Consider the following 12,231-nt stretch of genomic DNA (forward strand, 5'->3'; position numbering starts at 1 on the left):
TTCTAATTCAGCGCATCAACCGCCGAGCAGGTCCAGCATCTCCGGCAGTTCACGATGCACGCAGGTGAAAATTGGAGTGTCGCGCAGGGTGTAGTTGCTTGTCTCTGCGTGGCGCAATTCCATCACCAGATCCAGGAAATGCTCAGGCTTGTCACTCTCAAACGACACCACGAATTCCTGGTCGTCGAGACCGAACGAATACGTGGTGTTCAGCCGAACGGTGGGGAAGCGGTGGCCGATCTCGATATGCTCGTTCATCATCCCCTGGCGCGCCTGCTGAGTCAGCCGATACCAGGCCCTGGTTTTCACGAAAGGATAGACAAAAAGATAACGAAACTTTCCGGGCGTAAGTTTAAGGCGTGTTCCTTCCTGGTCATCGTGAACATGCTCGCGGACGTAGGTTGAGCGCTTGGTCATCGCCAGATACGAATACGGAGTGGTCAGATATTTGCCGAGGTCGGTTGCCAGCAGACGGGCCGTCATGTCCTGAAAATCCAGCATATTGTAGCTGATTCGCCACAACATGAAGTCACAATCGCCGCGAATCCCCACCAGCGAGTACGGCACGATCAGCATCTCCGGTTCATAGCTTTTGGCTACATCGATGAACTGGCATTTGCCGCGTTTTCGGTCTTCTTCTGCAAGCCTTCGCCAGGCGGGATCAACTTTGTAGAACGCGAAATTTACGTATTGGCGGCGATTATCTTCGCGTTTGGTCTCTGCCGTTTTTGCATCAGCCAAGGGTCGAAGTCCTCCTCCAGGGGATCCCGTGCCAAACTTCCGGAAAGCTGGTCTCGTTTTGCCGATGATTGCCCGGAACCGCATTGTCACAGGGAAAGTTTCACTATAGCACGGATCGCACCGCACAGCCGGAGGCCGGACGCCCAAAGCCCAATTGGGTTGGGCAAGCTATTGAGGCGTGTAGAGGTGGGGAGAGTATGGATGGCCCGACCCATGGAAACGTTGAGCGGATGGCGAGGCCTCTTTTTCTGGCTTGGCCGTCACCATCCGCTCGACATTCGGGGACCCGGCGCTGAAAAGTTTCGAGCTTTCAGCTAGGGATTCGTGGTCGCAGAAGCCTGGTTTTCAGCCGCCGGTTTCTGGGCGCTGGCAGGCATCTGGGGAACCATCACCGTCAGGTCAACCCGCCGGTTGAGTTCACGTCCCTTGCGGCTGGAGTTGGGCGCCGCCGGGTTCGTCTCGCCATATCCCATGCTGTAAATTCGAACCAGGGGTACTTTTCCGTTCGTCGTCAGGTAACGGATCACGGCGCTGGCCCGCTTCTGGCTGAGTTGCAGATTGTATTGTTCAGGGCCTGTCTGGTCCGTGTACCCCTGAATCTGGATCACGTAGTGCTTCAGCCCCGTGACGGCCTCGGCGAGCTGATCAAGACGTTGCATATCGTCTTTGGTCAACGTTGATTGATTCAGCTTGAACAAGACGGTGGCACGCTGGTCCGTCTGATAATTGTCGAAGTTGTTGATCATGTCCTGCGCTTTGTTGGCCTCTGACAGACCCTGCTCCGCGACCTGATGGGCCTGCTGAGCGTGTTCGTCAGCCTGCCCTGCCGCCTGATTAGCCTTTTCGGCGGAATTTCGGGCGTCAGAAATTCCGGCCTCTGTCTTGTCATCGAGGTTCCGAATATCCTGGGCATTCTGCGCAGTCTTCTGGTCTACCTTCTGGTCAACCTTGGTGATCTTCGAGTCGAGAGGTGTCGTGGTGTTGCGGACATACTTCCGCGTGGCGATGCAGCCCGTACTGAGCAACAACATCGGACCCACTGCCACGGCCATTATCCTGGAAAATCTTTTTGGATTCATTATTTTATCTCCCCGGCAGCTCTAAGTTACTACGTTGTGCCTCAATGCATTCTGGCTGCCAAATTCCTTGCAGCAGTAAGTGCTTTGGAATGAATTGATAAGTTTGGCTCGAAGTCTAAAAAATACCCTAACCAGTAACTATCCCTGTAAAATTTATCTGGTCATCAGCCTGCCCCGATTCGCGCATCCGAGACCCAGGAAACTCCTAATCCGATCCTGGCGTCCCTGATAGGGAGACCGCCAGGCGCTCCCCGGAGAATTAACTGTCAGGGCATAGTGCCTGGACGTATTCGAGCAGCTTCCTGAACGCCTTTCCGCGATGCGAAATCTCGAATTTCTCCTCGATGCGCAGTTCGGCGAAAGTTTTGTTCAAGGGAGGATAATAGAAGTACGGGTCGTAGCCGAACCCTCCGGTCCCTATTGGTCCTTCTGTGATGAGCCCGTCAGCCCTGCCGTCAACAACGGTTAAAATGGCTCCGCGCCGGGCAAGAGCAATCACGCAGACATAATGCGCGGTACGGCCGGATGGAGGTACGCCGGCCAGTTCGCGAAGCAGCTTGCGGTTGTTGGCTTCATCATCCGCCTGGGGTCCTGCAAAGCGGGCGGAATAGACTCCCGGGCCGGAGCCCAGGGCATCCACTGAGATGCCGGAATCATCGGCGAAGATCATGCCGTCGTTCCACTGGCTGTAATAGAGCGCCTTCTTGCAGGCGTTTTCTTCAAACGTATTTCCGTCCTCAACGCAGACGGGCCGGTTTTCGATGCCGGGAAGAAGTTCAACTTCAATCCCACGACTTTCGGCGGCGCCCCTGAATTCGCGCAGCTTTCCTGGATTGGTTGAGGCAAGATAAACAGTCAGCATCACGGAAGTGGGAAGTTGAGCTGGCTCCAATTCTTAAATCCCCGCGCCTGGTCAGAGTCTGGGCCTGGCCAATTGAATGCCTGGAATTGCAACATCAGGCGCGCGCGGCCGGCCGCTCAACCTTGGTAATCGACTTCTGCATTGCAACCAATTGCTGAATGGCCGGCCGTGCCAACTCAATCAGCCCGGTCATATCCTCGTTGCCAAAGGGCAGACCTTCAGCCGTTGCCTGCACTTCCACAAAGCGGCCCGAACCCGTCATCACGACGTTCATATCGACCTCGGCGCTGGAGTCTTCTGAATAATCGAGGTCGAGCAGTGTTTCTTTCCGGATAATCCCCACGCTGATGGCGGCCACGAAATCGTTTAATGGAATTTCAGAGATCACCTTCTGTTCCTTGAGCTTCCTGAGCGCGAGCGCGAGCGCGACCATGGCGCCGGTGATGGACGCTGTGCGCGTGCCGCCGTCGGCGCGAATGACGTCACAATCGATCCAGACGGTCCGCTCTCCCAGTTTCTCGAGGTTTACGACGGCGCGCAGAGACCGGCCGATCAATCTCTGGATTTCCATCGTACGGCCACTGGGCCGGCCGCGGGTTACCTCGCGGGGAGTTCGGATTTCAGTCGCCCGAGGGATCATGGCGTATTCGCTTGATATCCAGCCTTTGCCCGTACCTTTCAGGAAGGCGGGCACTCCTGATTCCACCGATGCCGTGCAAATCACCCGGGTTTCGCCCAGACGCATCAACGCTGAGCCTTCGGCGCTGGAGATGAAGCCGGGGATGATTTCGACGGGCCGGATCTCTGTCGCATTCCGGTGGCCGGCCCGCACGAGTTTCCCGCCGGAATAGAGGAGGCCCGAAAGCGGCTTGGGTGTAGAGGACATAACTTCTCCTGGTTTATTGTGTCTGAGCAATCAATGACGGCTCAGGAGCGAAATTGCCGGTCAGGTCGATGTGGCCGTCAAGAGTCTGGACTTCCTCGCCCTGTACAAGGAACCTTACCTCCTTCAACTGAGCGATGTTGGCGCAGAGCGAGTCCACAATGGAATAAATGGCCAGGTTTTCACTTTCAATTCCCGGTTGAAAGTCCGCCAGAGCTTCCTGTGAAAGGTCGATGATGGCGGTCCCATCCTGCGAGAGGAAGACGGCCCTTACGGTTGTGGACGGTGAAAGGGCCGTGCCGTGCCCCTGGTGCGAACCTTCGATGAGGGCCAGAAGGATCTGCCGCACGGCCGTAATGTTATCTGAAGAGAGCTTCAATGACCGCGTCTCCGGCAGCAGATTTCCCGCCGCATAGGAGGGAAAATAAAGCGTGATGGTCTGCGCCTGGCCTCCGGATTGCTGCAGGGCCTCCTCGTTCAATTGCGTTCGCGCGGTCTGTTCAGAACGCAAGGTGCTCTCGGCGGTTGGGGCGAGGTGGCGCCGAAGGGTCCCAAGATAATAAATTCCCGCTGCCAGGACGACTGCGATAACAATGGTCAATATCAGCGCGCGCTGGGACATGGTTACTGTCGCCCTCCTGTAATCGCGCCGACGGCCGCAACGATCGCTTCGCTGATCTGCTGCTGGAAGGCTGGGTTGGTGAGCGCGGCGGAATCGCTCTGCGGCGAAAGGCTTCCGACTTCAATGGCCACAGCAGGCGCGGCGATGCTCTGCAAAACCCTCATGGGAACTTCCATGGGTGGAGTGGACGCCACCTTCGTGGTCCTTTCGAGGTCCTGCTGCAACTCCTGCGCGAGACGGTTGCTCTGGTTCATATAGCGAAGTTGCACTTTATCCCAATTGATAAAAAGGGGCTGCGGGTCCGGGCCGGTGGTCATGGCGAGCGGCGAGGAAGGGCGGTAACTGTACACCATCACGCGGGGAGTCGATTGTCCAAGTTCGCCCGCATGGAACGAAATGAAAGCGACGGGATGCGCGATGTTGGCTTCCGCGGCGCGTTGGTCGAAGCCGACATTCACGTCGCTGGTGCGAGTGAGGACAACCCGGTACTTGCCGGTGGCCTGGAGCGCTTTCTGCGCCTGGGCCGCAAGGCGCGCCGTCAGGTTCTTCTCAAGCATGCCGTCTTTTCCCTGCGCCCCAAGGTCGGAGCCACCGTGTCCCGCATCAAGCACCACGGCCGGCAGCGAAGGGATGGCCGGCGCCACCGCGGGACCCCCCGCCTGGGGCGGGACTGCGGCGGGAGGTTTGCCCGGAACGGGGGCAGCAGCAACCGGCGGCTGAGATGGCGCCGGGGCCTGCTGCGCCACTGTTGCGCCTGGCTTTATGACAGTGGCAATCAGCACCTTGCCGCCTTCTCCAAGTTTGGGGTAGAAGTCAAAGCCTGCCGCTGAAGGAGTCACAATCAGCTTGGGCAGCCCGTCGTGGTCGTCGAATTTCACCTGCGAAACGTAGGGATTGCTGAAATCGAAGCTGGACTCAACGGGCTCGACGGGATTATTGCCCAGGTAGAGAATCCACTTCCCGTTCTGTGCCGCCGTGCGAAGGTTAACCTGCTCCGTAAATTGAATGGTGAGCTGCGCGCCTGCCTGGAGCGGTGACAGGTGGAGGGTGAAGGAATTCGGCCGCATCCCACCCACAAAAATGCGGTTCTCGCCCCGCTTGTACTCGACGGTCTGGTTGATGATCGTGGGAAGGACGGTGGTCACAAAATCCACCGGCGCCATCCACGCTCCATCCATGAAACGAACGGGCTGGGCCAGCTTGACGCGGGCGTTGTTCAGCCTGACCGTAGGGTTGTTATCCTGCAGCCTGATGTGCGTGCCGTTGAACCGCAACTCCAGGGCCTTCCTCCTGTTTTTCAGGTCCTCGATGGTGCCGAAGAGGTTCAGGACCGGGAGCACGGGAAGATACTGGGCGTTGCCGTAAGTTCGAGTCTGAAGGATGGATCGAGACTTCGGGAAGTAGAAAACAAAACTGTCGCTTCGGCCAAGGCGGGGAGCAAACAACAGGAGCATTCCGACGACTGCCACCAGCAGCAGCCAGCGGAAGGAACGGAACCTGCGATTGTGGTGCTTAACCAAAGATTTCACGCGCTGTAGGGTTCCCGTGGCAGGGCAAACCCAGAGGGGTCACCCGTGCCAATCTGATATTTTAGTCGAACTTTTCCCAAGCTTGCAATTGCGCGGGGCCGCCTCCGCGCGCGCTTGTCCCAGTCGTTTTAATGGGCTGCGCCCAGCGAATAGTTGTGAGCATCTCCGACCGCACCCACGCCAATGTGGACGATGGAAATCCACCGCTCCAGCTTATGATGGCCCGTCCGGTGCAGCCAATAGGAAACTCCGATCGAGGCCAGCGTCCCCGCAGCCTCGATGCCAGCGAAGAGCGGCCTGTTGTCCACGATGCTGTTGGTTAACAGCACCTCGGTGTTGCCCTGGCTCCGGAAATGCTGCGTCGAGGTGTAATCGAGCGCGCGAACCGCCGCCACACCAACAAACAGCGCCAGGTTGGTCCTGTCAAAGAAGCGGTGCGTTTTCCTGGGAGGTATCGCCGGTTCGACCTGCACCTGCGGGTCCAGCATAACATGGGGTTTCGTCTGGCCCTGCTGGGCCCGAACCAGGCAGGGCGCAATTCCCATGCCGAGGGTGAAAAACAGAACAGCCGCCGCGGCTCCCGGCGATCCCCAGAGTCGCGGCCAGCGTTCCGCCAAACTCTTGACTTCACCCTGCAGCGCCCGGGATTCGTGGTCTTTCACCGCTCCACCATCAGGCAGCGCACGGGCAAGTTCTGCTGCCCAGCCACGGGTCCCTTCGCGGGCGCGCACTTTGAGGATTGGCAGTCGGTGATAAACAAATCATCAATCATGATTCCGTTGAAGGTGCGGGCCGCAGCGGGGCGAGAGGCTTTTGCCAACCGCTGCCTGTCACAAGGCGAGCATTTTTGGCTGTCCTGTATTTTCAATGACATAGCCAGCTTCGTTTTTCGGTTCGTTCCGGTTTGTCTTTTCCACAGGCACGTTTTTTCAACAACTTCTCCGCTTTGTTTTCCGGTTTGTTCCGGTTTGTTTTTGGCCAATTTCTGTTTGTTTTCAGCAACTTCTCCGGTTCGTTTTTCAAAAAACGTGTTTTTTTGTCCCATTTGCCTCAAAACCAGCGCGAAAATGGCTTTTTGAGGATTGCAAAAATTCGCTCGTCACCGACACGCATTCGTAACCCGCTACTGAGCAAACCGCCGGCCCAACCATGGACCGCGCGCTACGCACACCACGCTCCACTCCCTGCTCCTGCACCGTAACGTTCGCTGTTTTAACCTGGCGGATTTTGTCTGTCCCACTGCAAGACGCGCGCCCGGCCCCGCGCCTTACCGGGAAGAATTAGCTAAGGTTACCATACCTAGCCTACTAAAGTCAAGCAAAATCGGCGGGAGAGGCTCGAAGTCAGGAGCCAGGAGCCAGAAGTCAGGAGGGGCGGGTCAGTCCTGTGGAATTTCCCGATGATTGCTTCAGCGGCTGAAGCCGTCAGAATGGAGGCACGGCGAATGTCGGGGCTGAAGAGTCTGCGTGGCAACATAAGTGGGCTACTAGAAATCAATAAGTTACAAGGATGCCTTGGCCCGCAAGTTGTTGATTCCTCGTTGCGGCTTCGAGTTCTCACGCAGACTCTTTCAGCCCCTGAAGTGCAGCCAGCCAAAGCTCCGAGCCCTGGGGAAGCCTTCAAGGTTTGGGGAACGTCCTGCTCTCTTCGAGCAAGCGTGCTGCTTGCGCGGGATCGGAAGTGGGGAGTTTGCAGGCGTAGTTCTGGCAGACATAAGCGGTGGCCTTGCCGCCGATGGGATGCATGCCGGCGATGAAGGGAAGCCATCCGGCAAGCTGCTTGCCATCTGCGCCATCCACGAGGAAGAGGACCTTGTTGGGCAGGTACCGCTGGTACACCACGGCCAGCAGTTCCTGTGTGTCCTGCCGGGAGGGATCGCCGGCGATGACAACCTGCAGTGGATTCGAGAGGGCGAAGTCCACGGCGCAAATCATCTGGGGGAGGGTTTCCGGAGCGTGCTCGATCTGGCGGCTGAAGGCGGCGAAGACCTGATCGGCTTTTTCGCGCCAGTCCGGGCGGTTGGCCATTTCGACGAGCCGCAGCAGATTCATGGCAGCAACGGAATTGGCGGAAGGCTCGGCGCCGTCGTAAGCGTCCCGCATTCTCACCAGGATGGACTTGTCGTTCTGGGTGGTTTGGAAATAGCCGCCGCCCTGGTCATCCCAGAAGAGGTGGTCCTGGGTTTCCTCGAGTCGAATGGCCCAGGTAAGGTCCGAGAGGCGGAATGAGGTTTCGTACAGATCGAGCAATCCCTGGATGAGGCCGGTGTAGTCATCCAGAAACCCGCTGATTCCCACCTCGCCCTCACGGTAGCGGCGCATCAACAGACCAGTCTGGTCATCGTAGAGCTTGGACTTGATAAAATCCGCCGCGCCCTGTGCCGCCTGGACGTAGGCAGGCTCGCCGAGCGCCTGTCCGGCGCGCGCGAAAGCAGAAATCATCAGGCCGTTCCAGGAAGTCAGAACTTTGTCATCCAGAGGGGGGCGCGGGCGCTGGTCGCGGGCCGCAAGCAGCCTGCTTCGGGCATCGGCGAGCGTGGCGCGGATTTCTTCAGGAGACTTGCCAAACTGTTTTGCGGCTTCCTCGACGGAATGCGCCACCTGGAGAATGTTCTTCCCCGTGAACTCCCCCTGGGGATCGTTCTGCGGGGCGACGTTGCCGTCGGGCGCAACGTCATAGGCGTAGTCAAAAATCTTGGCTGCATCCGGGCCCAGAACTTGTTCGATCTCGCCGGCAGTCCACAGATAGAACGCTCCCTCGCCGTGTTCGGGCCTGTCTTTTTCAATCTGGCTGTCAGCGTCTTCGGCGCTGAAAAATCCTCCCTGCGCGCTGCGCATATCGCGCAGGACGTAGTCGAGAACGTCGCGCGCGATGCCCGCGTAAAACGGGTCGTGCGTGATCTGGTAAGCATCGAGATAGGCGATGGCCAGTTGCGCCTGGTCATAGAGCATTTTTTCGAAGTGCGGCACGTGCCACTTTGCGTCCACCGAGTAACGGTGAAAACCGCCGCCCAGGTGGTCGTGGATGCCGCCGTCCGCCATGGCGTGCAAGGTGTTCAGAGTCATCTGGAGCGCGGGCTGGTCGCCGCTGCGGACGTGATAGCGCAGAAGAAAGTTGAAGACCACCGGCCGCGGAAACTTGGGCGCGCCGCCGAAGCCGCCATTCGCGGGATCGTAACCTGACTTGATCTGCTGATAGGCGTTGCTGAGGGTTGCGTCCGTGATGTTCGCTTTCCCGGGCGAGGGCGCGTTGACGGATTTTTCAAGATGCTCCACCACATCGGCAGCGGATTGTTCAATGCGCGCGTTATCTTTCTTCCACGCCTCGGCAACCCGCTCGAGGACGGTGCTGAAGCCCGGGCGCCCGTAGCGGTCAACGGGAGGCCAGTAGGTGCCGCCGAAAAAGGGTTTGAGGTCGGGTGTGAGGAAAACGGACATCGGCCAGCCCCCGCCGCCCGTAGTGGCTTGCACAAAGGTCATATAGACCTTGTCAACGTCCGGGCGCTCCTCGCGGTCCACTTTGATGTTCACAAAGTTCTCGTTCATGATGCGCGCGATTTCGGGGTTGGTGAACGACTCGCGCTCCATCACGTGGCACCAGTGGCAGGTGGAGTAGCCGACGGAAAGAAAGATGGGCTTGTTTTCGCGCTTCGAGAGGTCAAAGGCTTGCTGGCCCCAGGGATACCAGTCCACGGGATTGTGGGCGTGCATCAGCAGATAGGGGCTGCTCTCGTGGATGAGATGGTTGGTGTAGTCGTGCGAAACCGGGTTTGCGCCAGCTTCGGCCATGCTTCCAACTCCTTTCCTGATGGTGCCGGCCGAGGGACGCCAAAGCCACGCCGCGGCCGCCAGCGCAATGGCCAGTGCCAGAATCCAGCCTTTTTGCGGAGTGCCGATGCTCAGGTCCGGTCCCTTCAACCATTTATACGGTCATTATATCGAGAATGACGGACATGAAGATATCATGCGGGGAACCGATCACCCGACCGCAAGAGATGAGCCGAACAATAGCGATGTTGGGACCCTGGTAAATCCGGGCGCGCGGGACCTGGGCAATCAGGGCTACAGATAACGCCGGAACCACTCGACGGTCTGCTCGATCACCGCAGATTCCCAGGCGATGGAGGTGAAGGTGTGGTCGGCGCCGGGGATGATGACTTTCTGCTTGATGATGGCGCCCGACGCCTGCAAAAAATCTCCTGCGTGGGAGAGTGGAACGGTGTCATCCTTGCCGGGATGAATGATACGCATGGGCTTTCGAAACCGGCGGATGGCCTTGAGCGGATCGACTTTGGCGGCCTCCCTTACGAAGCGGGCGGAGATGAGGCGGGCATCGTATTCAAAATCGCCGGTGGGCGATGGTTTCCCCAGGCTGCCGGGTAGCTGCTGGAGAATTGCCGGATGCGCCACGGCACTCCACAGGACCAGAGCTTTGGCGTCTGCTGCGGGCGCGACACAGGCTGCCACGCAGCCTCCCAGAGAAAGCCCGCACAGTCCCAGCCTGCCCGCGTCGATCCCTTTTTGCCGGTGCATGAAACGGACGGCGGACCGGGCATCGGCGATTTCGCTCTGGAGAGTGGCTTCGCAAAAGCTCCCATCCGATTCGCCTGAACCATAGAAATCAAACCGCAGGCTGGCAATCCCCTGGCCCGCCAGGGCGCGGGCGCACTTGATAAAAATCCAATGGGATTCCATCCGATCGCCGGTGAAGCCATGGAAAAAGACGACCGCGGGTAACCTGCCGCGGCCGCTGGCCGGCCGATGGAGCATGCCGCGCAGCAATTTGCGCCGCGCATTGGAAAATTGGACAAGAGTTTCCATGAGCTTCTATGGCTTGCCAGACGTTTGTCTGATTTTCGGAACGGCAGTTTCTGCCGCAGGCGCTTTTCTCGCCACGGGTTGATCCTTCGCCTGCAATCGGAAAATGCCGGCCGTCCGCGGCATCTTCATTTTGAGCGGGGCGTTGCCTCCCCATTCTCGACCTTGTAACCATCTTTTTGCCAGGAAGCGATGCGGCAAAAAGACGTGGCCTGATAACCCATCTTCCTGAGTTCCAATGCGGCGCGGGAACTGCGTCCGCCGTGTTCGCACGTGGTGACGATGGTCGTTTCCTTTGAGACGTGCATTTCCCGGACTTTCGCGGCGAGGGTGTCAATCGGAACATTAACGGCTTCGGGTATATGCCCTTTGGCGTATTCTTCAGGCGTACGCACATCGAGCACCAGAACTTTTCCTTGTTGGCCGAGCATCGAGTGGAGGCGTTCTGCGGACGTCTCCGGCGCGCCGGAAGCGACCGATGGATGCTTCTGAGGCTGGGCAGCCAGCGAGGCTGTGAATACGCAGAGAACTGCGATTCCGGCGCTAACTTTAAGTTTCATAACTTTCCCTCCCGCGCGTCCCCTAGCCAAGCCATTGGGGATTCTGATAAGTGCCGTCGTAGGTGTGCGAAGTCTTGAAAAGTTCGAGGCCTCCATTGGCCGCAGCCTTCGCTGTCCTTGTCAGCAGCGCGGCCAGCTCACTTTCGCTCATCGGCTTGAAAGTGCGCACGGCTTCAAGCCCCTGCTCCAGGCGGTCCATTGATTCGCAGCCGTTGATCACGACAGAAGTGGGCAGGTTCATCGCGTAGTGCAGGCAATCGATGGCCGGAAGCACGTTGTTGCGGGGAATGGCCCCATCGGCCAGCGGCTTCATGCCCAGCACTCCGATGCCGTGTTTTACGCAGACCGGGACAACCTGATGCGCGAAACTGTGGTAATGCGCGTCGAGCACGTTCAGGGGCATCTGGACAGCGTCAAAGGTGAACCCATGATCGAATCCGGTGTTGAGCATCTTCAGGTGGATGGCCGGGTCCTTGTGTCCTGTGAAGCCGATATACCGCACCTTGCCCGCCTTGCGGGCGGCCAGCGCGGCCTCGAAGGCCCCGTTCGGCCCGAAGATGCGGTCCGGGTCGCCCATGCGAATCACCTCATGGAACTGGATCAGGTCAATCACATCGGTCTGGAGGCGCTGCAAGGATTCGTGGAGCTGTTGTTCCCAGGCGCTTTTAACCTGAGAGTCAGTCTTGGTCATCAGAAAAACTTTCTGCCGGTAACCGTCCTGGAGCGCTTTGCCCATGCGCATCTCGCTCGCGCCATTGTTATAGTCCCAGCAGTTGTCCATAAAAGTGACGCCGCGGTCGATGGACGTCCGGATCAGGTGAATGCTGTCCTGCTCGCTTGAATGCATTCCGATGTGATATCCGCCCAGCCCAAGCAGTGAAACCTTTTCTCCGCTGCGCCCCAGCGTCCGATAGATCATGCCTTGCGAATTTTGATCTGCCAAGGTCTTCTCCATTGCTGAGGGACCGAAGCTGCTCCCGGTTATTCCGGCGATCCCCACAGCCATCCGGCCCAGGAAGTCTCTCCGTGTCGGTCTCTCTCGGTTATTGTTCATGCGATGGCCCTCCTTGGTTGGGGATGGTCCCCGTAAGAGAATGCCATTTTCCTGGTCGATTTTGAAATCATATCACGACTGCAC

The 12,231-nt window shown here is 58.4% G+C and carries 12 protein-coding genes; all 12 read right to left on the reverse strand.

Annotated elements, in window-relative coordinates; genetic code table 11:
- Positions 1 to 15: 15 nt before the first annotated feature.
- Positions 16 to 741 carry a chlorite dismutase family protein gene (locus tag VFQ24_11485; GenBank protein HET9178968.1) on the reverse strand — a complete coding sequence of 242 codons (726 nt, stop codon included), beginning with the start codon at positions 739 to 741 and terminating at the stop codon, positions 16 to 18.
- Between the two features lie 314 nt (positions 742 to 1,055).
- On the reverse strand, positions 1,056 to 1,820 hold the full coding sequence (locus VFQ24_11490; GenBank protein HET9178969.1) for an OmpA family protein: 765 nt from the start codon (positions 1,818 to 1,820) through the stop codon (positions 1,056 to 1,058).
- A gap of 259 nt (positions 1,821 to 2,079) precedes the next feature.
- Positions 2,080 to 2,712 carry an RdgB/HAM1 family non-canonical purine NTP pyrophosphatase gene (gene rdgB / locus VFQ24_11495; GenBank protein HET9178970.1) on the reverse strand — a complete coding sequence of 211 codons (633 nt, stop codon included), beginning with the start codon at positions 2,710 to 2,712 and terminating at the stop codon, positions 2,080 to 2,082.
- A 64-nt stretch (positions 2,713 to 2,776) separates the two neighbouring features.
- Positions 2,777 to 3,568 (reverse strand): ribonuclease PH, encoded by a 792-nt coding sequence (rph, locus tag VFQ24_11500; protein HET9178971.1) that lies wholly within the window; start codon positions 3,566 to 3,568, stop codon positions 2,777 to 2,779.
- 13 nt (positions 3,569 to 3,581) lie between these two features.
- Entirely contained in the window at positions 3,582 to 4,187 is a 606-nt protein-coding gene (locus VFQ24_11505) for a GerMN domain-containing protein (protein ID HET9178972.1), read from the reverse strand.
- A gap of 2 nt (positions 4,188 to 4,189) precedes the next feature.
- Complete coding sequence (locus VFQ24_11510) at positions 4,190 to 5,716, reverse strand: N-acetylmuramoyl-L-alanine amidase (GenBank protein HET9178973.1); 1,527 nt, start codon at positions 5,714 to 5,716, stop codon at positions 4,190 to 4,192.
- A 128-nt stretch (positions 5,717 to 5,844) separates the two neighbouring features.
- Complete coding sequence (locus VFQ24_11515) at positions 5,845 to 6,378, reverse strand: hypothetical protein (protein ID HET9178974.1); 534 nt, start codon at positions 6,376 to 6,378, stop codon at positions 5,845 to 5,847.
- Positions 6,375 to 6,761 carry a hypothetical protein gene (locus VFQ24_11520; protein ID HET9178975.1) on the reverse strand — a complete coding sequence of 129 codons (387 nt, stop codon included), beginning with the start codon at positions 6,759 to 6,761 and terminating at the stop codon, positions 6,375 to 6,377. Before VFQ24_11520 ends, VFQ24_11515 begins: the two co-directional genes overlap by 4 nt.
- 574 nt (positions 6,762 to 7,335) lie before the next feature.
- Complete coding sequence (locus tag VFQ24_11525; GenBank protein ID HET9178976.1) at positions 7,336 to 9,633, reverse strand: thioredoxin domain-containing protein; 2,298 nt, start codon at positions 9,631 to 9,633, stop codon at positions 7,336 to 7,338.
- Positions 9,634 to 9,777: 144 nt separating this feature from the next.
- A complete protein-coding gene (locus VFQ24_11530) occupies positions 9,778 to 10,536 on the reverse strand; it encodes an alpha/beta hydrolase (protein ID HET9178977.1) in 759 nt (252 codons plus the stop codon).
- 125 nt (positions 10,537 to 10,661) lie between these two features.
- Positions 10,662 to 11,093, reverse strand: coding sequence for a rhodanese-like domain-containing protein (locus VFQ24_11535; GenBank protein ID HET9178978.1), 432 nt, complete (start codon positions 11,091 to 11,093; stop codon positions 10,662 to 10,664).
- A gap of 22 nt (positions 11,094 to 11,115) precedes the next feature.
- Positions 11,116 to 12,048 (reverse strand): aldo/keto reductase, encoded by a 933-nt coding sequence (locus VFQ24_11540; GenBank protein HET9178979.1) that lies wholly within the window; start codon positions 12,046 to 12,048, stop codon positions 11,116 to 11,118.
- Positions 12,049 to 12,231 lie beyond the last annotated feature (183 nt).

Source organism: Terriglobia bacterium (genome assembly GCA_035712365.1).
Classification (GTDB): domain Bacteria; phylum Acidobacteriota; class Terriglobia; order UBA7540; family UBA7540; genus SCRD01.

What these genes read in the sequence shown, in the direction of transcription:
- VFQ24_11535 (HET9178978.1), bottom strand. Translation starts at nt 11,093, where the DNA reads ATGAAACTTAAAGTTAGCGCCGGAATCGCAGTTCTCTGCGTATTCACA.
- VFQ24_11520 (HET9178975.1), bottom strand. Translation starts at nt 6,761, where the DNA reads ATGGGACAAAAAAACACGTTTTTTGAAAAACGAACCGGAGAAGTTGCT.
- rph (HET9178971.1), bottom strand. Translation starts at nt 3,568, where the DNA reads ATGTCCTCTACACCCAAGCCGCTTTCGGGCCTCCTCTATTCCGGCGGG.
- VFQ24_11530 (HET9178977.1), bottom strand. Translation starts at nt 10,536, where the DNA reads ATGGAAACTCTTGTCCAATTTTCCAATGCGCGGCGCAAATTGCTGCGC.
- VFQ24_11505 (HET9178972.1), bottom strand. Translation starts at nt 4,187, where the DNA reads ATGTCCCAGCGCGCGCTGATATTGACCATTGTTATCGCAGTCGTCCTG.
- VFQ24_11490 (HET9178969.1), bottom strand. Translation starts at nt 1,820, where the DNA reads ATGAATCCAAAAAGATTTTCCAGGATAATGGCCGTGGCAGTGGGTCCG.
- VFQ24_11540 (HET9178979.1), bottom strand. Translation starts at nt 12,048, where the DNA reads ATGGAGAAGACCTTGGCAGATCAAAATTCGCAAGGCATGATCTATCGG.